This window comes from Nonomuraea sp. NPDC049504 (assembly GCF_040676845.1).
GTDB classification, from domain to species: Bacteria; Actinomycetota; Actinomycetes; order Streptosporangiales; family Streptosporangiaceae; genus Nonomuraea; species Nonomuraea salmonea.
In genome coordinates, this window is the sequence record NZ_JBFAPT010000033.1 from 50833 (window position 1) to 72047 (window position 21215).

Sequence of the window (21215 nt, forward strand, 5' to 3'; positions counted from 1 at the left end):
GTCGTCGGTGACGGTCGGATGCCCGCGGCGCCTCACGGTGAGATCGAGGCTAGGAGCTGAAGTGCGCTCCAGGTCAAGGCGTGCTCACCCGGGTGTTCTGGAAGGAGGCGAACCGCCACCCTTCTGGGGTGCGGACGGCGGTGAAGGAGACGGTCGAGCTGCGCAGCTGCCCGCCGACGGCGGTGCCGCCCTTGGAGACCACGAGTACGGCCCCGTCGGCCAGCCGCTTGAACCGGGGCTCGGCGGGGGCGGGCATGGTGGAGCCCTTGAGCGGCCCGTCGAACAGCCACCGGTGCGCGGCCTCGATGGCCGCCCTGCCCTCGGTGTGGGTGCCGTCGAAGGTGATGTAGTCGGCGTCCTCGGTGAAGAGGGCGGCGTAGGCGGTGGCGTCGCCCGCGTTCCAGGCGTCGGCCAGGCGGGTGAGCAGGGCGGTGATCTCGGCGTTCTCGGACATGGTCGCGGCTCCTTCTCTGGTGCCCCCTTCATTATTGCGATTTGCACTATAACCTGATCGTATGGCTATAGTGCAAATCGCTATAAGGAGAGGTGCCATACCATGAAGATCCTCGTCATCGGCGCGACCGGCCGTACCGGAAAGCACGTCCTGGCCCAGGGCGCCGCGCGCGGCCACGAGATCACCGCCTTCGCCCGCCGCCCCGAGCTGCTCACCGACCGCGGCGGCCTCGCCGGCGTGATCGCGGGCGACGCGCACGACCTCGCGACCATGCGCGCGGCCGTCCAGGGGCAGGACGCCGTCATCTCCGCGGTCGGCGGCAGCGGCATCGCGCGCACGCTCATCACCGCCATGCGCGAGGCCGGCGTGCGACGGGTGGTGATGACCAGCAGCAGGTCGGTGCCGGCCACCCGCCCCAGGCTCGCGGTCACCCTGGCCTGGCTGTTCTTCCGCGCGGCCTACGTGGACCTCGCGCGGGCGGAGGGCATGCTGCAGGTCAGCGGGCTCGACTACACCATCGCCCGCGCGACCATGCTGAACGACAAGCCGCCCGCAGGACGGGTGCACATCGACTTCGCGGACAACGCCACGGGCGGGGCGGCGCAGCTCGCCCGCGCCGACTACGCGATGGCGCTCCTCGACGCGGCCGAGGATCCCGCGCTGGCCGGCCGGGCCATGGGCATCTGCGGCCCCAAATGACGCCTTAAGGTATCGATCATGATGAGCCCGGATGAACACTTCCAGCAGGTCGGCGCCGAGCTGGCCGACCTCGGCGTACGGATCTCCACGATGATGGGCAGGCCCGCGCTCAAGGACCAGGCGGGCAAGGTGTTCGCGAGCCTCCAGCGCGACGGCGCGATGGTGTTCCGCCTGGTCAGGGACACTCCCGAGTACGAAGACGCGCTGGAGCTGGACGGTGCGTCCCTGTTCGACCCGATGGGGCAGGGCAAGGTGGTGAAGGACTGGGTGGTCGTGCCGCCTTCCGCGTCCGAGCGGTGGACGGACCTCGCGGAAGCCGCTTTGAGCCGCCCGCGCTGACCCGTTGCTACAGCTGTAGCGGGAGGGTGCTACACCCTCCGCCAGCTCGGTCGACCAGCTGCCGCACCAGGTGGTCGCCCGGCTCCTGTACGGCAACCAGTGGCTGGTCCCCGTCCCCGACATCGACCGCACCGCGTACTTCCTGGTCTTCGGCGCGAACCCGGCCGTCTCCAACGGCAGCCTCATGACGGCGCCCGGCCTGCCGCGCCGCATCAAGGCACTGCTCGCGCGCGGCGGGAAGATGGTGCTGTTCGACCCACGCAGGACGGAGATCGCCAGGCTCGGCGGCGAGCACCACTACATCCGGCCGGGCACCGACGCCGCGCTGATCCTGGGGCTGGTACGCGTCATCCTCGACGAGGGCCTGGCCAGTCCCGCCGCGTACGTGGACGGCCTCGGCGAGGTCCGCCGCGCCCTCGAACCCTTCACCCCCGAACGCGTCGAGGCCGCCACCGGCGTCGTGCCCGACACGGTGCGGCGGGTGGCCCGCGAGTTCGCCGCCGCGCCCGCCGCCGCCCGCTACGTGCCCGGCGTTCTGCCCAAGCCGCCCGGCACCCGCCACAACTGGGAGATCTTCCGGGAGCTCGCACGCCGGTACGGCGTCAGGCGCGGCGCCTTGCGCGCGGCCCTCATGCTCCGGCTGCGGCCGGACCGCATAGTGGACCTCGGCCTGCGTACCGGCCCCTATCGGCTGACGCTCGACCGGCTGCGTCGCCTGCCGCAGGGAGCGGACCTCGGCGAGCTGCGGCCCGGCCTGCCCCGGCGGCTCCAGACCCCGCGCCGCCGCGTCCGCACCGCGCCTCCCGTCCCGCTGGCCGCCGCCGCCGACGCCGCCACGGAGCTGCTGCGCCCGCCCGACCCCGGCACCCTGCTCCTGAGCGGACGCCGGCACCTGCGCGCCAACAACTCCTGGATGCACAACTCCCGCCGCCTGGTGAAGGGCCGTCCCCGCCACCACCTGCTCATGTATCCCGGCGACATGGCGGCCCGCGACCTGGGCGACGGCGACCTCGTGACCGTGCGCTCGGCCGCGGGCGAGCTGACCGTCGAGGCGAGCGCCAACGCCGTCACCGATCCCGCCCACCTCGACCAGATCAGCGGCACGGCCGTGCTCAACGGGGTGCCCGTCACCGTGGAACGCCACCGATGAACACGCGACGTCAGCGCGCGGCCGACGCCGCCATCGAGGTGATCGCCGAGCAGGGCCTGCGCGGCCTCACACACCGGGCCGCCGATGCGCGCGCGGGCTGCCGACGGCAGCACGACCAGCTGCTTCCGTACACGGCGGTCGCTGCTCGAAGGCGTCCTGGAACGCCTGCTGGAGCTGGACGAGCCCGCGGTCACCCGGCTCCCACCCGGCGCCTGGAGCACCAGGGACCAGGCCGCCGCCACCCTGACCGGCCCGATCAAGCACTGGCTCGGCCCGGCCAGGACCCGCACCCGCGCCCGCATGCAGCTCCCCCCGACGCAGGAGACGGCGCCCTCCTGCGCGCCGAGCTGGACGCCGCCAGTGAGCGGTTCGCCCGGATGGCCGAGGAGGGCCTGGGCGCGGGCGGCGTCCCTGACGCGGGGCGCGCGGCCCGCACGCTGGTGGCCCAGCTGGACGGCGTTCTCTTCGACGCCCTCGCCCGCCCCTCCCCGGAGGAGGAGGAGGAGGAACCTGGCTCCACCATCATCATGCGCGCCATCCGCTGAGCGGACGCCCACGAGCACGGAGGAGCGTCGCTAAGCCTGCCTGGGGGGATCCCGTCGTGTTTCCTGTCTGATGATCGTTTCGATCAGATCAAGGAGGAGGTGTTCGCCAGCCGTAAGGATCCGGGCCCAGAATTGCCCGTTACGAAGTTTCTTGAGCACGTACTCCGCCGAAATGTCTGACGACGACATTTGGCGCAACTCGATGAAATCCCTGACGGCTCCAGTAATCGCTCTCTGAAGCTCCGGTGGAAGCTTGCCGACCAGGTCACGCTCCCCGTCCCACAGTTGCTTTGGCTCGGTGCTGGTCACCAGGACGTAATGCGCTGGTCCGGCGGGACTGCCCATGACGACCTCCTTCGCAGGAATCTTCCTCGACGCTAGGAAGCGCCCGCGCCGCAGGTCTATGAACGGTTATGGGCACGAACCTGTCCTATAAGCGGCGGGGGTCCGCCAGAGCGGCACCTCCGGGTGGGCGCTCGGCGATCGTGGTGTTTAGGCTCTAGCGATCCAGAAGGGACTCCTGTCTGCGATGGCCGTCCAGGTCGCGGTTGTCGACCCCCTGCCCATGTTCCGGCAGGGGGTCGCCACTGTGTTGTCCGCCGCGGGCCACGACGTCGAGACTCCCGCAGACGTGCTGGCATGGGTGCGACGCGGGAGGCGGCAATTGGTCCTGCTGACGCTCGTCCGAGAGCCTGACTGGGACCTCCTCGAACGGCTATGCGACGAGGGAGGTACGCACGCCGTGATCGCGGTCATCGGCGAGGACGATCCAGGAGAGATCGGGGCCAGAGCGGTGCGTACCGGCGCGCGATCGGTGCTCGAGCGCGAGGTGACGCCGGGAGCCCTGCGCCGTACTGTCGAGGCGACGGCCGATGGGCAGGCGGTGATGCCCGCGGCGGTGGCGAGTGCGCTCAGCTCAGGACCGCGCTCGGCCGACGCGGTTCCGGAGTTCCTCAGTGCGCGGCGACTGTCGTGGCTTCGACAACTGGCCGCGGGATCGACGGTCGCCCAACTCGCCAAGCGGTCCGGATACTCCGAGCGCGCGATGTTCCGGATGTTGCAGACGCTTTACCAGGAGATGGGCGTCTCGACGCGCATCGAGGCGATCGTTCGCGCGCAGGCGGAGGGCTGGTTGCGTGCGGATGCAGAGCGGACAGGGGACACCGCCCGTGGCTCTCGAGGAGCGTCCGGCTGAGAAAACCGCCACCGCCCGCGAGGAGCGGTCCGGGGCTCACGCGTCGGCAGGACGGGCACCGGCCGTGCGGAGGTCCCGGATGACCGATTGCAGGCGACCCGGTGCCGTGCTCCGGCGGTCAAGCAGTTCGAGCATGGGGACGATGAGGCCGACCCGGTTCGGCGCAGGCCGGAGCGTCTTCTCGCGTGCCGTACCGAACGTCTCGCGGGCCTCCTCCACGCCGAAACGGTGACCCAGACCGCACATAGCGAACCCACGATAGTTCCAGGCCGTGATGTCGTCCTCATCACGCTCGATGCGCTTGTCCGTCTCCTTGAAGATTTGCTCGAACCGAGTGCGGGCGTCGTCGCCGCCCGGCGCGACCAGCGCTTGCAGCGCCGGGACGATGAGCGGACCACCTGGTCGCCGGTACCGTGCCGCGCTATCGATCTGCCGGGTAGCTGCGGCATCGTCCGCGTCGTCCCCAAACAAGTACGCGTAGCAGAGGCTCGTCCGAGCCAGGAGCAAGGTCGCCGGATCGCCGAACTTAAGCGCGTCCCGCACCGCCAGGTTCGCCATCATGCTGGCTTCGTGGAACCGCCCCTGCAGGAGGTGACTTCCAGCCACTCCCGCGCTGTAGAAAGCCCGGAGATCATCTCGCTCGCGCCCGGCTAGTCGCGGCCGGTCTTCCTGGCGCTCTATCTCCGCCCTCGCCTGGGCCACAAGGACATCAACCTCATGGTCCTCGCCGAGTTCGATATGCCATCGGGCCAGCTTCAGTGCGATGCCGACACACCGAGCGGCGGCATCCCAGCCTTCCTCCGTGTCCGGATATGCGGGATGCTCGGGCTCGTCCATTGCCAGCCGGGCCAGCTCCAGCGCCTCGTCGTAACGGCCATGGTGCCGGTGGCAGTCGGCCATGCCGTCAAGGGCGCCCAGCCGGACCGCGCGGAGCACGCTGTACCTGTTAGGGTCACGGCGGATGCTCTCGTCGCAGTTCTTCCTGGCCGCGCTGTACTTGGCGCAGGCCTCTTTTACGTCGCCGTACCACCAGTAGGCTCCGGCCAGGTTCAGCTCGATCCTGATGCGGTTGAGCACGTCCGCCCGTTCTTCGGCATGACGCATCGCGTTGCTGTACGCCTCGATGGACTCAGTAAGCCGCCCTTGCGCGGCATAGAGATGCCCGAGTTCGTTCTCATTCTTCTGCACCGACTTCGGGTCGCCGAGCCGCCCCCTGAGCGCCTTCCGCTGATCGATGAGCAGAAAACCGCTGTTCCAAGGCCTGAGCTCCGCGCTGAGATCCTCGATCTCATCGTAGATGTGATTAACCATCACACCTGTCCGGAGCAGGGCTTGCAGGCCAGCGAAGTCGACGCGCAGGTCCTCGATGCTGCTAGCAGGCCGGACCTGGCGTTGCAACAGTTGCTTGGCGCTCTCGTACAGCAGCTCGCTCCGTTGCGCGTCGGTGAGTCGTTCCCGCCGCGTGCCGTGTCCGAGCCAGTCGGCCTCGGACGGCAGCAGGTAGTACCGGCCGTCAGGGGTGGTTCGTACGACGCCCTTCTCCGCCAGCGTCGCCAGCATGTCCTTCACCAGGCCCTCGGGATGCTTCTCCTCGAGAACGGCGCACACCCCGGCGGAGTCGATCGGCGTGCCGAAGGCGTCCAGAGTCTCCAGCACACGACGCGCGACGAGGCCGAGCCCTTTGACCAGCTCGTCGATGAGGGCCCGTGACAGGCCGTTGACTCCGGTGCCCAGCACGATGGAGGCGAGCCTGTGGTGGTCGAATGACTGCGAGGTGAAGATCGCGTGCGCTAGCTCGGCAAGGCGTGGATTGCCGCGTAACTGCTTGTGGTAGGCAGCCAGCGGCCTGGCCAGGTCGTGCCCGGTGGCCTTGTCCAGCTCGCGTAAGTAGCGGGTGAAGTCCTTGACGGGCAGCGCGCCGACCTCGAAAGAAGTCACCATGGTCGGCCAGACATGGCGTTCCGAAACGCGCGGCGCCGTCCGCGTCACCAAGATCACATAGGTCCGGTGGTCCGTCGTGGTGGCGAGCGTCTCGAACGCCTCATTCAGCTCGTCATCGGCGATCTCCCCGGTGCTGGCGTCCAGCAGGTGTTCGGCGCTCTCGATCACGATCACCAGGCGTCTCTTGCCGAGCGCCTCCAGAGCTGCCCTGAACTGATCGGGCGCAGCCGCGTGCGGCTCGTATTTCTCCCACGCGACCGGCTGGACCCCGCTCAGCCGCTCCATGTCGTCGACCACCGCGCGCAAGAATAATCGCCGGTCGGGGGCGGCCTCGTAGGAGATGATGTGCGGGGGTGCCAGTGACCAGCGCCGCTTACGCAGATCGCTCAGGACTGTGCTCATCAGCCGCGACTTGCCGATGCCCGGCTCGCCGCTGACGACGACCACACCGCCCGAGCCGTCGAGCAGCCTCCAGCGCAGTGTCCTCCGCTCGTGCGTGCGATTCCACATCCGCGCGGTCGTGGGAACCGTCTCGACGGGAGACAGGGCGGCGGGGCCGACCCTGGGCGTAATGGGCCCGGCCTCATTCGCGGCCCGGGCCGGGGCCTGCTCGTGGCGGGTGGTTCTGTTCTGGAGGAAGAAGAGGAGGAACGCGACCGCCGGGCCCAACGCGCCGGCCACCCAGCCCGCCTGGTCCACCAAGCCGTTCTCCTGGGGATTGACCAGCAGCGCGACGGTAAATGGTGTGACCGCTATGCCCCCGGTCAACACCCACCGTCGCCACCCGTCTGGCCCCACCCCGTCATCATCGCGCCATCGACATCACCGAAAAAGTCAGGTTTCTGCCACCTTTTCGTGCTCCGTCACCGGGGGTACAGCCCGATCTGCCGGTAGACGCTCTTGAGGTAGTCGAGCATGCCGTCGGCATCCGGTGGGTCGGGCTGGAGGACGCGCCAGGTGACGGCTCCGGCCATCATGTCGATGAGCACGTCGAGGTCGGCGTCCTCGGCCACCGTGCCGTCCTGCTGGGCGCGGCGGAGCATGGCGGTGGCCAGTTCGCGGCGGGGCAGGACGTGGTGCCGCCAGTAGACGGCCATGAGCTGCGGGTGGCTGACGGCCGCGCCCATCATGCGGGCGACCAGCGCGCGGAAGGCGGGGCTCGCGGTCGTCTCCGCCGCCGTCTTCAGCCCGGCCTCGATGATGTCCTGCGGCGCCAGCGCCCGCACCTCGCCGGTGGTGGGCACCATGTCGGCGCTGACGAGCTGCTCGACCGCCTGCGCGATCAGGTCCTCCTTGGTGGTCCAGCGGCGGTAGACGGTGAGCTTGCCCACCCCCGCGCGCTTGGCGATCTGCTCGATGCTGGTGCCCTCGACGCCGCGCTCGATGAACAGCTCCAGCGCGGCACGCAGGATGGCGGCGTCGGTCTCGGGGTCGCGGGGGCGTCCGCGTCCTCGGGCTGCGGTCAAGCGAGTGCTCCGTCCAGCCAGCGGGTGATCTCGGCGGGGCCGCCCTTGCAGGCGAGGTGGGCGTCCGGGCGTACGAGCATAGTGGGCGCGGGGCCGGTCGGCCGCAGGTGGACCACGAGGTCGCCGAGCCGCCGGCGGGCCGCGTCGAACGCGGCGCCGTCGCCGAGCACCGCCCAGCGGCCGCGCAGCTCGGCGTGCAGCCGGGTGGGGGTGCCGTCGGGGCGCGTGCAGTCCAGGTCGGGGATCCGGTCGCCGGGACGTGGCCGCCGCCCGCCGCCCCCGAGCGGCCCGCGCCGGTAGCTGACCCACAGCTGGGACGTCGTGTACGTGACCCGCCGCTGCAACCAGGCGATGTTGAGCACGGGAACGAGAACCCGGTCGCGCAGGAAGCGGCCGAAGGGCCCGGAAGCGATGTTGACCTTGGTGGTGGCGCTGCTGCCGCGCAGCACCTGGGTGGCCAGCGGGCGCCGCTCGGCCTCGTACGTCTCCAGCAGCCGCTCCCCGGCCCCGCCCCGCACGACGAGGGCCAGCTTCCACGCGAGGTTCTCGGCGTCGCCGACGCCGGTGAGCATGCCCTGCCCGCCGAACGGCGCGTGCACGTGGGCCGCGTCCCCGGCCAGCAGGACGCGCCCGCGCCGGTAGGTGTCGGCCAGCCGGCGATGCACCCGGAACAACGACGCCCACGACGCGTCGAGCAAGCGGATGTCCCGCAGGCCCGTGCGCTCGGGCAGGATGCGGCGCATGCGCTCGACGATCTGCTCCTCGCCCGGCTTGTCGTCCTGGAAGGCGGGGTCGTAGGCGAGCAGCCGCCAGTGCCCGCCCGGCATGGGCATCGCGCCCAGCATGCCTTCCTGATGCACCCAGCCGCTCGTTCCCGAGCGGTCGAGGGCGGTGTCGAGGCGGGCGTCGACGAGCAGGAAGCGTTCGCTCAGCTTGACGCCGGGGAAGCCGATGCCGGCGAGCTTGCGTACGGTGCTGCCGCTGCCGTCGCAGCCGACCAGCCAGCGCGCCCGCACGGTACGCCCGTCGCCCAGCACGGCGGTGACGCCGTCGGCGTCCTGATCGGCGGCGACCAGGGCGGAGCCCCACTCCGGTGCGCCGCCCAGCTCGGCCAGGCGGTCGCGCAGCCGCGCCTCGACGCGGGCCTGGGAGATCACCATCGGGGGAGCGGCGGTCTTCATGCCGGGGTCGCCGAACCTGATGCGCATGATGGCGCGGTCGCCGGCGTAGGTGGTGATCGTCATCGCCCTGACCGACTCCTCGGGCAGGCCGCTGAGCGCGTCGAGCCGGTCGAGCACCTCGGAGCCGCGCGCGTGGACGAAGTTGGCCCGCGACGTGGTGGCCGGGGCCGCGGCCCTGTCGATCACGCGTACGGAGACGCCGTGCTGCAGGAGAGCACACGCCAGAGCCAGGCCGACCGGCCCGGCACCCACTACGAGAACGTCGGCGTCCATCGCCACCCCCTCAATAATTAACGGAACGGTATCGTAAACAAAATAGAGCGCCGCTGTCCATGGCCCTCCGCGTCAGAGAACCGTCAGTCCGCGACCGCCCAGTCCATGAGCGCCTGCAGCGTCACCGCGCCGATCAGCCGCCCGTCCTCCACCACCGCCACCAGCGGGCTGTGCGTACGGGCCATCAGCGCCGCCATCTCCAGCACGGTCGCGCCCGGGTCGGTGATCGGCAGCTCGCGCGGCTGCTCGGGAAGGGCGTCGCGGACCGTGCGGCCGGTCAGGGAGCGCAGGAAGCGGTCGGCGTGCGCCTCGTCCACCACCCGCGCCAGCGCCGGGTCGTCCTGGCAGTACGCGGGCACCGCGAGCCGCAGCACCTGGGTGCCCGGAAGGATGCTCAGTGGCCGGCCTCGCTGGTCGAGCACGATGAGGCCGGGCAGCTTCTGCTCGGCCAGCAGCTTCGCGGCCTCGTGCACGGAGGCGTCGAGCGTGACGGTGGGGAAGGGCGCGGTGAGATCGCGGGCGCGCATGCGAGGGGGCCTCTCATGATCGACGGTTACGGCATCGCCGACCAGACTTCCCGGCACACCGACCACGAACGTACCAACAAGGAGCGGTCCGGCGTGGTGAATTCGATCAGCGGCGAAAAACTCGGCCGGTATCTAGATATGGGAAACCATATCTGTATATGGTCGCGGCATGAAGGACAGCAGCGAGAGACCGCTCGACGACCTGACGGCGCGCGCCAGGATCAGGGACGCCGCGCTGGCCCAGTTCGCCGAGCGCGGCGTCAAGGCCGCCCGGCTGCAGGACATCGCCGCGGCAGCGGGCGTGTCCGTGGGGCTGGTGCAGCACCACTACGGCACGAAGGACGGGCTGCGCGACGCCTGCGACGCGTACGTCCTCGACCGGCTCGTCGGACGCTCGAAGGACGAGGTCGCCAAGCCGGACCCGGGCGGACTGGCCGCCCTGTACGACGGCAGCGAGCCGATGGCCCGCTACCTCGCCCGCGCCCTGGTGGACGGCAGCCCCGCCGCCGACGCCTTCTTCGAGGGCGCGGTCCGGGCGACCGAGGAGTTCCTGACCGGCACCTGGCCCGACCGCTTCCCCGCGGGCTCGGCCAAGGCCCGCGACGCGGCCGCCGTGATGAGCGCGATGCATGCGGGCACGATCGTCCTGCACGGCCACCTCGGCCGCAGGATGGGCGTGAACGTGCTGTCGGGCGAGCACGCCACCGCCATCGGCGCCGCCATGGCCGACGTGTACGCCGCCATGGGCGACTTCGTCCGCTCGCCGGCCGGCCGCCGGATCACCGGGGAGCACGACGATGACTGACCCGATCGAGATCACCGGCCTGGTCAAGACGTACGGCAGGACCCGGGCCCTGGACGGCCTGGAGCTGTCCGTCCGCCAAGGAGAGGTGCACGCCTTCCTCGGCCCCAACGGCGCGGGCAAGACCAGCACGCTGCGCATCCTGCTCGGCCTGCTGCGCGCCGACGCCGGCCACGTCCGGCTGCTGGGCGGTGACCCGCGGCGGCAGACCGTCGAGCTGCATCGCCGGCTCTGCTACGTGCCCGGCGACGTGCGGCTGTGGCCGGGCCTGACCGGGGGAGAGGTCATCGACGTGCTGGCCAGGCTGCGCGGCGGCGTCGACCCGGCCCGCCGGGCGGAGCTGATCGAGCGCTTCGAGCTTGACCCGGGCAAGAAGACCCGCGCCTACTCCAAGGGCAACCGGCAGAAGGTGGCGCTGATCGCCGCCTTCGCCTGCGACGCCGAGCTGCTGCTGCTCGACGAACCGACCTCCGGCCTGGACCCGCTGATGGAGGCCGTCTTCCGCGACTGCGTGGCGGACGAGCGAGCGCGCGGCAGGACGATCCTGCTGTCCAGCCACCTCCTGGCCGAGGTCGAGTCGTTGTGCGACCGGGTGACGATCATCCGCGCCGGACGCACGGTCGAGACCGGCACGCTCGCCGACCTGCGCCGGCTGACCCGCACCGCGATCACCGCCCGGCTGCCCGGCCCGCCCGGCGGGCTGGCGGCGCTGCCCGGCGTGCACGACCTGGCCGTGGACGCGGACGGACAGGTGCGCTGCCAGGTGGACACCGGCGAGCTGCCCGGAGTGCTGGCCCGGCTGGCGGCACTCGGCGTCCGCGAGCTGACCGCCGGGCCGCCCACCCTGGAGGAGCTGTTCCTGCGCCACTACCAGGCGCCGCTCTCCGGCAGGGCGGGCTGACATGGCCGGGACGACCGCGCTGATCCGGCTGATCCTGCGCCGCGACCGCGTCTGGCTGCCGCTGTGGCTGCTCATGGTCGCCGGCTTCGCGTACGCGACCGTCGCCACCATCGAGACCCTGCTGCCGACCCTGGAATCGCGCCGCCAGTACGCCGAGCAGATCGCCGCCAACCCCGCCGTGCTGCTCATGCAGGGCCCCGCCTACGAGCTGAGCGTCGGCGCCATCGCCGCCCAGCAGCGCGCCGCCGCCACGATGATCTTCGCGGCGCTCGGCAGCGTGCTGTTCCTGGTCCGCCACACCCGCTCCGACGAACAGGCCGGGCGGCGCGAACTCCTCGGAGCCGCGCCGGTCGGCCGGCACGCGCCGCTCACCGCCGCGCTGACCGTCGTTCTGGCCGCGAACGCCGTCCTCGCCGTCCTGATGGCCGCGCTGCTGACGGCGGCGGGCGTGCCGGCGGCCGGCTCGCTGGCCTGGGGCCTGGTCGCGGGCTGCGGCGGCGCCCTGGCCACGGGCATGGCCGCCGTCGCCGTGCAGCTGACGCGCGGCGCCCGGCCGGCCGCGGTGGGCACGCTCACCCTGTTCTTCGCGCTGTACCTGGTCCGCGGGGTCAGCGAGCTGACGGGCGCCGCGTGGCTCGGCTGGCTGGTGCCGACCGGCTGGCTGCTGCGGGCACGACCGTACGCCGGCGAACGCTGGTGGGTGTTCGCCGCGGCCGTCCTGGTCGCCGCCGGGCTGGTGGCGCTGGCGTACCGGCTGGCGGAACGCCGTGATCTCGGCGCCGGGCTGCTGCCCGAGCGCGCGGGCCCGGCGACGGCGGCGGCCTGGCTGCGCACCCCGCCGGCCCTGGCCTGGCGGATGCAGCGCGCGGGGGTGGTCGCCTGGCTCGCCGCCGCCGTGCTGTTCGGGCTGGTGCTGGGGTTCGGCGGGCAGGAGGCGATCGAGCGGTTCGGCCGGAGCCCCGGCCTGGCGGTGTGGGCGTCCAGGATGGGCGCCGCCGGCGCCGCGGAGGTCTTCTACGGGCTGGTGATCTACGTCTTCGGCGCCTACACCGTCGCGCTCTGCTCCCTGCTGATGCTGTCCAGGCTGTGGCGGGAGGAGGCGGACGGCAGCGCCGAAGCCCTGCTGGCGGGGCCGACCGGGCGGCTGCGGTGGGCCTCGGGACACGTGGTGATCGCCCTGGCCGTGCCCGCGCCGCTGCTGGCTGTCGTCGGCGTGCTGTGCGGGATCGGGGCCGGTGACGTGCCCGGCATGCTCGGCATGACCATGGCGCTGCTGCCCGCCGTCTGGGTGCTCACCGGTCTCGCGACCGCCGCTTACGGGCTGCTCGGCCGGGCCGGAGCCGTCGCCGCGTGGGCGGCCTTCGCGCTGGTCGTGCTCCTGGAGTTCGGCTGGGAGATCGGCGTGCTCGGCGACGGCGTCTTCCGGCTGTCCCCGTTCGCGCACGTGCACTACTCGGCGCTCGCCGACCCGGGGCCGGTCACCATGGCCGCGCTGAGCGGCGTCGCCGCGGCTCTGCTGAGCGTGGGCCTGGCGGCGCTGCGGCGGCGTGACCTGATCGGGTGAACACCGGCGAATCGGGTGCTGTTACGGTAGGTCCCGGTGTGCCGGGAAGTCTGGTCGGCGAAAATCTCCAGCTTCGGATGTCGACCGGAGGTCTCCGCCCCCCATGCTCCTGACAGCGTTCGCTCTCCTGCTCCTGCTGGCCGTGCTGCTGTCCAGCCTCGCCCACCGCACCATCCTGTCCACGGCGGCGCTGTTCCTGGTCGCCGGGTTCGTCCTCGGCGACGGGGCCCTGGGCGTGGTCTCGCTGACGGCGGCCGACCCGCTGGTGGCCACGCTGGCCGAGCTGGCGCTGTTCGCGGTGCTCTTCACCGACGGCATGCGCGTGGGCTGGCAGGATCTGCGCAGCGCGTGGCGGCTGCCCGGCCGTGCCCTGGGCTGGGGGCTGCCGCTCACGCTGGTCATCACCGCGGTCGGCGCGCACTACCTGCTCGGGCTGGGCTGGATCGAGGCGCTGCTGGTCGGGGCGATCCTGGCGCCCACCGACCCGGTCTTCGCCGCCGCGCTGGTCGGCAACGAGAAGGTGCCGCCCCGGCTGCGGCAGCTGCTCAACGTCGAGTCGGGTGTCAACGACGGGCTCGCGCTGCCGTTCGTGCTGGTGTTCCTGGCCATCGCCGCCGGCTCGCACGACCTGCACCTGGGGGAGCTCGGTCTGGAGCTCGGCCTCGGCGTGCTGATCGGCGTGGCCGTGCCGTGGCTGGCCATCAAGCTGGAGCAGACCCGCTGGTTCGCCGCCTCCACCCAGTACGAGCCGCTCAACGCCCTGGCCATCGGCCTGCTCGTGCTCGCCATCGGCAAGGCCACGCACGGCAACCTGTTCCTGGCCGCCTTCTCCGCCGGCATCACCGTGGCCACCTTCGGGCCGCGGCAGCGCGAGTCGTTCGAGCATTTCGGCGAGCTGATCGCCGAGCTGTTCAAGCTCGCGGCGCTGCTGGTGTTCGGCGCCCTCATCACGCCCTCCCTGCTCGCCGTGGGCTGGCAGGGCTGGCTGTTCGCGCTGGGCGCGCTGGTGCTGGCCAGGCCCATCGCCATCTGGGTGTCGTTCCTGCGCGCCGGCCTGTCGATGCGCGAGCAGGCCGCGGTGGCCTGGTTCGGCCCGAAGGGCTTCGCCTCGGTCGTCTACGGCCTGCTCGTCCTGGCCTCCGGGATCGGCGCCGCCCAGCAGGTGTTCCAGATCGTGGCGGTGACCATCGTGGCCTCGATCCTGCTGCACTCCTCGACCGACATCGTGGTCGCCCGCTGGTTCGACGACGAGCGCGAGCTGCCCGCCTGGTACGGCGTCGCCCGGCGGATCCGCGGCTCGAAGGAACGACGCGACGAGCCGGCCTCATGAGGTGATGCGGGCGATGGCCGTCGCGACGCCGTCCTCGGCGGTCACGCGGGCGGCCAGCCCGACGGCGGCCGGGGCCAGCGGGATCGCCGCCTCGATCGCGGTGGCCAGGAGGTCGGGGGTGAGGCGGCCGGTCACGGGGGCGGGTGCGACGCCGAGCCGGTGCAGGTGGCCGGCCCAGAACGGCTGGTCGCCCAGGAACGGGCGCACCACCTGGGGGACTCCGGCGCGCAGGGCGGCGGCCACCGTGCCGATGCCGCTGTGGTGGACGGCGACCGCCACGCGCGGGAACAACCACTCGTGCGGCGCCTCCTCGATCACCAGGACGCCGTCCGGCTCGCCCTCGGGGCGCAGCGCGCCCCAGCCGGTGGACAGGACGGCGCGGCGCCCGGTCAGCCGTACGGCCTCCAGCACCGTGGCCGTCAGCGTGCCGGGGTCGCCGCCGGCGGAGCTGCCGAAGCCGACGTAGACGGGCGGGTCGCCGTCGTCGAGGAAGCGGGCCAGCCGCTCGGGCGGCGTCCAGTCGCCGGTGGGCAGGGACCAGAAGCCGGTCGGCCGGGCGGCGGCGGGCCAGTCGGCGGGGGCGGGCAGCAGGTGCGGGCTCCACGCGTGCAGGACGTCGCCCGCCTCGACCAGTGCCGTCACCGGCCTGGGCGTGCCGCGCAGGCCGAGCTTGTCCGCCCGCCAGCCGCGTACGGTGCGCCGGTACGGCGCCTCGACGGCCCCCGAGATCCGCCAGCTCGCCCGGTTGAGGCCGCGTGGCACCCGGAAGGGGAGGATCGGCGAGGGGAAGGCGGCGGTGGGCAGGTAGAGCGGCACCAGCAGGCCGGCCAGGGCCGGGACGCCGAGCTTCTCGGCGATCGAGGGGCCGCCGAGCGATTTCGGGTGATATATCACGACGTCGGCCGGCTCGGCGGTGAGCGCCGCCTGGTCGTCGAGCATCCGGCGCAGCATCGGCTTGACCGAGCGGGCGGCGGTGATGGCGGCGCGCACGCCCTGCCCGCGGACGGTGTCCTGCAACCCCAGCATCTCGTCGTTCAGCGGCGCGAACTCCACGCCATGGGCGGCGGCGAGCGGCGCGAAACGGCGCGGCGCCGCCAGCAGCGGCCGGTGCCCGGCGGCCCGCAGCCCGAGGGCCAGCGCGAGGTACGGCTGCACGTCGCCACGGCTGCCCACGGTGATGAGTAAGGGTCTCATCGGCGGTCCTTGAGCTCGTCCCACTCGTCGAGCAGCCGGGGGAAGCGGTCCATCATGAACGCGTACATGTCGCGCATGAGCTCCAGTCGCCGCCGCCGGGCCGGGTCGTCGCCCACCGCGCGCAACCCCTGCTCGGCCAGGGCGCGGAAGCCGTCGAACTCGGCCAGCTTCGCGCGGAAGGCGCGGGCGAAGACGTCCTCCGCCAGGCGGTGGCGGTCGCGCCGCTCGCCCCTGACCCTGAACCGCTCGATCAGCCCCGCCTGCTCCAGCTGCCGCAGGGCCACGCTCATGCTGCTCTTGGCCACGCCCAGCGCCTCGGCCAGCTCCGGCGCGTCGGCGCCGCCCGAGTCGGCGGTCAGCAGCAGGCCCATGACCCGGCCGGACGTGCGGCTCAGCCCGAGCCGCTCGTAGAAGAGGCCGGCGTCCTCCACGAACTCATCGACGCTCATGCCCCGATGCTATCGCTTTGTTCGGGACGATCCGAACAAAGCGAATCAGAAGGTGGCGATCGGGTTGACGGGGCTGCCGGAGGTGCCGGCGAGGCGGAGAGGGGTGAGGGCGAGGTGGAAGTCCCACTGGCCCAGCTCGGCGGCCGTGGCCGCGCACGCCTCCAGGTCGCAGTTGTCCAGGAGCCACAGGCCCATCGCGACGAGGGCCACCGCGTGGACGGGCATCAGCACGTCGTCGTAGCCCGACGGCTGGACCTCCTGCGGCGTGTCGGCGCCGATCAGGGCGACGCCGCGCTCGTGGAGCCACGGCAGGCAGGAGGCGTGCCAGCCGGCCTGCGTCCAGCCGTTGTCCGCCGCGCCTTCGTGGCGGGCCCGGCCCTGGCCGGTGCGCAGCAGCACGGCGTCTCCTGGGCGTACCCGCACGTCCTGGCGGCGTTCTGCCGCCTCCAGGTCCTCGGGGAAGACGCCCTGGCCAGGCTCCAGCCACGGCACCTCGCGGACGGCCGCGACGTCGAGCAGGACGCCGCGGGTGACGATGCCGTTCGCGGCGGCCGTGACCGTGCCCCACCCCGACCCCGTGGCGGCGTCGACCAGCTCGTGCGACCGCCCGTTGTAGAGCTTGCCGTCCCAGAAGATGTGGCACGGCGCGTCGAGGTGGGTGACGGTGTTGCCGTGGAAGGTGAGGCCGAGCCGCTCGGTCGAGAAGCCCCAGCGCCGGTCGTTGGCGAACGTCGGCGACGGCATGTTCGCGGCGCCCGGCATCTCGGCCGCGCACGGGCAGGCCATCGTCGAGCGCTCCATGTCGCCCGGCGCGGCGACCTCCCACGCGCACGACACGCTCCTGCCGTGCCGCACGGCCCGCGCCGCCGCCAGGCGGACCTCGTCGGTGATGTGGTTGAGCGTGCCGAGCTGGTCGTCCTCCCCCCAGCGCCCCCAGTTCGACAGCGTGTCGAAGTAGCCGAGCACGTCGTCCTGCGTGCGTCGCTGCGTGGTCATGCGGGCATCCCTCCGGCCTCACGCGGGCGTCGAAGGCACGCTACCGCTCACCGGGCCGAGCGGGCGATCACCGGCGCGGCGCAGGACGTCGGCGAGCGTGACGTCCTTGCCCGTGAGGAGGGTGGCCAGGCGGTCCATCACGAAGGGCACCCGGCTCAGCCTCAGCATGAGGCGCCGGATCCGCAGGTCGGCCGGGGTGGCGGGCAGGAACCAGCGGGCCAGCGAGCGGGCGTTGCGCTGCCGTTCGGCGACGACCGGCCGCCACAGCCGCTCGAAATCGGCGAAGGCCGCCTCGATCGACGGCACGTGCACGAGCCGGTCGGCCAGCAGGTACGCCCCCGCGATCCCCAGCGACGCGCCCTGCCCGGCGATCAGCGACACCGCGTACGCGGCGTCCCCGAGCAGGACGACCCGGCCCGAGCTCCACCGCGGCAGCTCGATCTGCGCGACCTGGTCGTAGTAGATCTCCTCGGCCGGCGGGCACTGTTCGAGGGCGCGCGGCGTCACCCAGCCGAGGCCGGCGTAGGCCCGCCTGATCTCCGCCCGAGGGTCACCGGGCAGCGCGGGGTCGGCGCTGCGGTGCACGGTGAACGCGGCGACCCGGCCGTCGCGCAGCGCGTAGAAGCCCATCTGCCGGTCGACCGAGTCGGTGAGGCGGAACGCGTGCTCGGTGGCGGCGTGCACGTCAGGCGCGTCGAAGGTGAACGCCGCCGTGTGCAGCCCCAGGTGGCGCAGGTAGCGCTCCTCGGGCCCGAACACCAGCCGGCGCACGGTCGAGTGGATCCCGTCGGCGCCCACCAGCAGGTCGGCGTCGAGGACGGTGCCGTCCGCGAGCGTCGCGGAAACGCCGTCGGGGCGCTCGGTCACGCCGGTCAGCGCGGTGTCGTAGTGCAGCTCGACCTCGGCGGGAAGGTGCTCGGCCAGGACGGCCTCGATGTCGGGGCGCATCATGCTCATCAGCCGGCCGCGCGCGAAGCTCTTCGTCAGGACCGTGGCCCTTGGCCGGCCGTCCGCGCCGACGAGATGCCCTTCCTCATAGTGGTACGCCGCCCGCTCGAACGCGGGCAGCAGCCCCATGGCCTCGACCGCCTCCAGCCCGGGACCGAAGAAGTCGATCATGTACCCCTGGGGGCGGCGCCCGGGAGCCCGTTCGACCAGCACCACCTCGCCGCCCTCGGCCGCGAGCCGATGGGCCAGGGCCAGCCCGCTGATGCCGGCTCCGCAAATCACTGTGCGCACGGTCATTCCTCCTTGGCAGGGTCGGTGAGCAGCCTGCGCAGCACCGCCGAGGTGTCGTCGGCGGTCAGGCCGAGGCCGCGGTGCAGCAGCAGGCCGTCCACGCAGGCCGCGAGCACGGCGGCGGTCGCGTAAGGGGCGGGCACCCCGTGCCGCTCCAGCGCCGCGCCGAACCGCTGACGGAACCCGGTGATCAGCGCGGCGATCCGCTCACGCAGCTCGTCGTCGCGGGTGCTCGCCAGGTAGGCCTCGACGAACAGCAGCGAGGTGGGGTCGGTGCCGGTGTAGGCGTCGATCGAGGCGAGCATCGTCCCGATCGCGGCGCCGGGCTCGGGGGTGCTCGCCAGCAGCCCGTCCATCTCGGCGAGCATGGCGCTCATCCTGCTGATCGCGGCCTCGTTCAGCAGGCTCGCCAGCGAGGGGAAGTGGTAGTGCACCACGCTGGGCGTCACCCCGGCGCGCTCGGCGAGTGTCCGGGTGCTGACCGCCGTCCAGCCGCGTTCGGGGATGAGCTCGGCCGCCGCGTTCAGCAGGCGTTCCCGTACGGCGCGCCCGCGCTCAGCCGCCGGTGATCTCATGGCACCTCCGAATCAGGGCAGTCGTCCTGTACGACTGCCCTGATTCTACGCACGCCCGGCGCAGAAGCTCAAGCCGGGCCTGGTTCGCGGGGGCGTTCGAGGAGGAAGTGGCGCTCGGGCGCGTCGTAGGCGGCACGCAGGTGCCGGCCGATCATCGTGATGGCCGCACGCGCGGTCTCCACCGGCCTGACGTGGGTGAACCCGTGATCGGAGCGGGCGAACTCGCGGTGCTCGACCTTCGCGCCCCGCGCCCGCGCCCGCTCGGCGAACGCGCGCATGTCATGCCTGAGGGCGTCCAGGCCGCCGGTGAGGACGAGCAGCGGCGGAAAATCCCCGAGCCTCGGGTACGCGGCCGGCGACACGACGGGATCGGCCAGGTCGGCGCCCGCGAGGTAGGTCGCGCGGACCATCCGCGGGATCCAGGCGCCGATCATCGGGAACCGCAGCGGCGACGTACGGCTCTCGTCGGGCAGCGTGAAGTCCGACACCCCGTACTCCAGGCTCGCCGCCACCGGCGCGGGCCTGCCGTCCTGCAACGCCTGGACGATCACGCTCAGCGCGAGCTTCGCGCCCGCGCCCGCCCCGCCGGCCGAGACCCGGCTCTCGTCCCAGCCCCACACGCCCGCCTGGCCGAGGATCCACGCATAGACGTCGTAACACTGCTGCTCGGCGACCGGGTAGCGGACCTGCGGAGCCACGTCGTAGTCGGGCAGGACGACGTAGCAGCCCACCTCGCTCGCCAGGTACCTGGCGACGTTGTCCTCCTGCTCGGGACGGCGGGCCATGAACGCGCCGCCGTGCAGGAGCAGGTGGACGGGCGGCCGCCGCCCGGCCGTCCGCTGCGCCTCGATGTCGGCGGAGATCGGCCGGTACAGCAGGGCGCCGACATCGCCGTGCCGGGTCGGGATCGTGATCCTGGCCGGCACGGTGAGCGGTTTCGTGGCGAAGCGCAGCTTCGGCGACTCCAGCAGCACCCGGCTCAGGATCGGGAAGCCGGCCTGGAACGCGCGGGCGAGCAGCGCGGGCCGCCAGGCGATGGCCGCGTCTTTGAAGGGCATCGAAGAAGCTCCTGGTGTCGGGAGGGTGGCCGGCTCGCCGATGCCGCCGAAGGGGCTGCACCGGCGAGCCCGAGGGGGGTCAGCCGAGCCGTCGCGCGCCCGGATGGGGCAGGCGTGCGATCACGGCCGTCATGCCGCCCGTGCCTCCTTCGCCCGTGCCTCCTTCGCCCGTGCCTTGGCGAGCCTGCGCTCGCGCATGGCGCAGGCCAGCCGCACCGCCACCGAGCGGACGACCTCGATGGGCACGTTCGACGGCACGAACAACTGCCCCTTCACCCGGGCGAGGTGCTGATGCCGGACGACGGACGGCCGCAGCTCCGACTCCCAGGCGGTCAGCGCGGCGTCGAGGGAGTCAGGGTGCTCCCGCAACGCCCGGCCGAGCTCGGCCCCGCCCCGCAGCGCGTACGTGGCCCCCATGCCCGAGTAGAGGTTCAGGCACCACGCGGCATCGCCGGTCAGCATCACCCGCCCGCTGCTCCACCGGGGCATCTTCACCTGGTGCACCGAGTCGAACAGGAAGTCGGGCGTCTCCTCCAGGGCGTCCAGGGCGTGCCGCACCACGGGGTCGTCCATGTCGGCGAACACCTCCCGCAGCCGCTCGACCCTGGACCCGGCGAACTCGGCGTCGACGTCCGAGGTCCGGTACGTCAGCAGCACGGTCGGCGGCCGGTCGGCGAACCCGAACACCCACGCGGCCCGGCCCGCACGGGCGACCGTGATGCTGTCGGCCTCCTCGAACGACGGCACCTGCTCCTTGAGCTGGAACGCGCAGATCATGGCGTTCCACCCGACCATGTGGTCCTCGTGCGGCCCGAAGACCATGCGGCGCACCTCCGAGCGCAGCCCGTCCGCGCCGACCACCAGGTCGAAGCTCTCCCGGCGCACCTCGCCCGTCGCGGTGTCCTCCAGGAGCACGCGTACCTCGGCGCCGGTGTCGTCGATGGTCAGCGGCCTCGTGCCGAACCGCACGGGAACGTCCCCCTGCACGCCCTGCCATAGCGCGGCCTCGATGTCCCCGCGGACCACCGCGGCCGGGTCGCCCGGCTGGTGCAGGAAGCCGAGGCCGGGTTCGAGGTCGCCGCGCCGGGTCAGCGACCACGCCTTGCCGCCGCCCGGCGGGTTGCGGGTGTGCAGGTGGTCGCGGATGCCGAGGTCCGTGGCCGCCTGCCGGCCCTCCGGCATGAGGCCGACGAAGTAGCCGCCCCGGCGGCGTTCCGGAGCCCGTTCGACGATGACCGGCTGCCAGCCGGCCTGCCGCAGCCCGATCGCCGCCGCCATGCCGGCGATGCCGAGCCCGGCCACCAACGCGCGTCTCGCCATGTTGGATCTCCCTTTCC

22 protein-coding genes are annotated in these 21215 nt (G+C 72.4%); 9 read left to right on the top strand and 13 right to left on the bottom strand.

The features are described from left to right. Positions 1-73: 73 nt before the first annotated feature. Positions 74-454 (bottom strand): SgcJ/EcaC family oxidoreductase, encoded by a 381-nt coding sequence (locus AB0K28_RS43230; RefSeq protein WP_364382096.1) that lies wholly within the window; start codon positions 452-454, stop codon positions 74-76. Positions 455-556: 102 nt separating this feature from the next. Here AB0K28_RS43230 and AB0K28_RS43235 point away from each other — a divergent pair, with 102 nt between their 5' ends. The 4 genes from AB0K28_RS43235 to AB0K28_RS43250 all read left to right on the top strand — a co-directional run bounded on the left by AB0K28_RS43235 (position 557) and on the right by AB0K28_RS43250 (position 3187). Further along, positions 557-1153, top strand: a complete 597-nt coding sequence (locus AB0K28_RS43235; protein WP_345385127.1) for an NAD(P)H-binding protein — start codon at positions 557-559, stop codon at positions 1151-1153. An 18-nt stretch (positions 1154-1171) separates the two neighbouring features. Beyond that, positions 1172-1492 (top strand): hypothetical protein, encoded by a 321-nt coding sequence (locus tag AB0K28_RS43240; RefSeq protein WP_345385126.1) that lies wholly within the window; start codon positions 1172-1174, stop codon positions 1490-1492. A gap of 70 nt (positions 1493-1562) precedes the next feature. Next, positions 1563-2642, top strand: coding sequence for a molybdopterin dinucleotide binding domain-containing protein (locus AB0K28_RS43245; RefSeq protein ID WP_364382100.1), 1080 nt, complete (start codon positions 1563-1565; stop codon positions 2640-2642). Further along, positions 2639-3187 (top strand): hypothetical protein, encoded by a 549-nt coding sequence (locus tag AB0K28_RS43250; protein ID WP_364382103.1) that lies wholly within the window; start codon positions 2639-2641, stop codon positions 3185-3187. The genes AB0K28_RS43245 and AB0K28_RS43250 overlap by 4 nt, the downstream gene beginning before the upstream one ends. A 30-nt stretch (positions 3188-3217) precedes the next feature. Here the strand turns inward: AB0K28_RS43250 and AB0K28_RS43255 are convergent, their stop codons facing one another. Continuing rightward, a complete protein-coding gene (locus AB0K28_RS43255; RefSeq protein WP_364382106.1) occupies positions 3218-3532 on the bottom strand; it encodes a hypothetical protein in 315 nt (104 codons plus the stop codon). Positions 3533-3716: 184 nt separating this feature from the next. On the opposite strand from AB0K28_RS43255, the gene AB0K28_RS43260 reads away from it, so the two are divergent. After that, positions 3717-4382 carry a hypothetical protein gene (locus tag AB0K28_RS43260; RefSeq protein WP_364382109.1) on the top strand — a complete coding sequence of 222 codons (666 nt, stop codon included), beginning with the start codon at positions 3717-3719 and terminating at the stop codon, positions 4380-4382. 36 nt (positions 4383-4418) lie between these two features. On the opposite strand, the gene AB0K28_RS43265 is transcribed toward AB0K28_RS43260, so the two are convergent. The 4 genes from AB0K28_RS43265 to AB0K28_RS43280 all read right to left on the bottom strand — a co-directional run bounded on the left by AB0K28_RS43265 (position 4419) and on the right by AB0K28_RS43280 (position 9770). Next, a complete protein-coding gene (locus tag AB0K28_RS43265; protein ID WP_364382112.1) occupies positions 4419-7091 on the bottom strand; it encodes a tetratricopeptide repeat protein in 2673 nt (890 codons plus the stop codon). 95 nt (positions 7092-7186) lie between these two features. Beyond that, complete coding sequence (locus AB0K28_RS43270) at positions 7187-7789, bottom strand: TetR/AcrR family transcriptional regulator (protein ID WP_364382115.1); 603 nt, start codon at positions 7787-7789, stop codon at positions 7187-7189. Then, complete coding sequence (locus tag AB0K28_RS43275; protein ID WP_364382118.1) at positions 7786-9243, bottom strand: FAD-dependent oxidoreductase; 1458 nt, start codon at positions 9241-9243, stop codon at positions 7786-7788. The genes AB0K28_RS43270 and AB0K28_RS43275 overlap by 4 nt, the downstream gene beginning before the upstream one ends. Before the next feature lie 83 nt (positions 9244-9326). Continuing rightward, positions 9327-9770: a CBS domain-containing protein gene (locus AB0K28_RS43280; protein WP_345385121.1), complete on the bottom strand. Its 444-nt coding sequence runs from the start codon at positions 9768-9770 to the stop codon at positions 9327-9329. Positions 9771-9939: 169 nt separating this feature from the next. Between AB0K28_RS43280 and AB0K28_RS43285 the strand changes: the two genes are divergently transcribed. The 4 genes from AB0K28_RS43285 (at position 9940) to AB0K28_RS43300 (ending at position 14367) form a co-directional block, all read left to right on the top strand. Next, entirely contained in the window at positions 9940-10575 is a 636-nt protein-coding gene (locus tag AB0K28_RS43285; RefSeq protein WP_364382122.1) for a TetR/AcrR family transcriptional regulator, read from the top strand. Continuing rightward, on the top strand, positions 10568-11473 hold the full coding sequence (locus AB0K28_RS43290) for an ABC transporter ATP-binding protein (RefSeq protein WP_364382125.1): 906 nt from the start codon (positions 10568-10570) through the stop codon (positions 11471-11473). Before AB0K28_RS43285 ends, AB0K28_RS43290 begins: the two co-directional genes overlap by 8 nt. Position 11474: 1 nt before the next feature. Then, entirely contained in the window at positions 11475-13037 is a 1563-nt protein-coding gene (locus tag AB0K28_RS43295) for an antibiotic ABC transporter (RefSeq protein ID WP_364382128.1), read from the top strand. Positions 13038-13140: 103 nt separating this feature from the next. Continuing rightward, positions 13141-14367 (top strand): cation:proton antiporter, encoded by a 1227-nt coding sequence (locus tag AB0K28_RS43300; protein WP_345385115.1) that lies wholly within the window; start codon positions 13141-13143, stop codon positions 14365-14367. Here the strand turns inward: AB0K28_RS43300 and AB0K28_RS43305 are convergent. The 7 genes from AB0K28_RS43305 to AB0K28_RS43335 form a co-directional block, all read right to left on the bottom strand. After that, positions 14362-15561: a glycosyltransferase gene (locus AB0K28_RS43305; protein WP_364382131.1), complete on the bottom strand. Its 1200-nt coding sequence runs from the start codon at positions 15559-15561 to the stop codon at positions 14362-14364. The genes AB0K28_RS43300 and AB0K28_RS43305 overlap by 6 nt on opposite strands. After that, on the bottom strand, positions 15558-16010 hold the full coding sequence (locus tag AB0K28_RS43310; protein WP_364382134.1) for a MarR family transcriptional regulator: 453 nt from the start codon (positions 16008-16010) through the stop codon (positions 15558-15560). The genes AB0K28_RS43305 and AB0K28_RS43310 overlap by 4 nt, the downstream gene beginning before the upstream one ends. Positions 16011-16055: 45 nt before the next feature. After that, positions 16056-17006: a cyclase family protein gene (locus AB0K28_RS43315; protein WP_364382137.1), complete on the bottom strand. Its 951-nt coding sequence runs from the start codon at positions 17004-17006 to the stop codon at positions 16056-16058. 18 nt (positions 17007-17024) lie between these two features. Further along, positions 17025-18251: an FAD-dependent monooxygenase gene (locus tag AB0K28_RS43320; protein WP_364382140.1), complete on the bottom strand. Its 1227-nt coding sequence runs from the start codon at positions 18249-18251 to the stop codon at positions 17025-17027. After that, positions 18248-18820, bottom strand: coding sequence for a TetR/AcrR family transcriptional regulator (locus AB0K28_RS43325; protein WP_345385108.1), 573 nt, complete (start codon positions 18818-18820; stop codon positions 18248-18250). Before AB0K28_RS43325 ends, AB0K28_RS43320 begins: the two co-directional genes overlap by 4 nt. Positions 18821-18888: 68 nt before the next feature. Continuing rightward, positions 18889-19878 carry an alpha/beta hydrolase fold domain-containing protein gene (locus AB0K28_RS43330; RefSeq protein ID WP_364382143.1) on the bottom strand — a complete coding sequence of 330 codons (990 nt, stop codon included), beginning with the start codon at positions 19876-19878 and terminating at the stop codon, positions 18889-18891. A 129-nt stretch (positions 19879-20007) separates the two neighbouring features. After that, positions 20008-21198, bottom strand: a complete 1191-nt coding sequence (locus AB0K28_RS43335) for an FAD-dependent monooxygenase (RefSeq protein ID WP_364382146.1) — start codon at positions 21196-21198, stop codon at positions 20008-20010. Between the last annotated feature and the right edge of the window lie 17 nt (positions 21199-21215).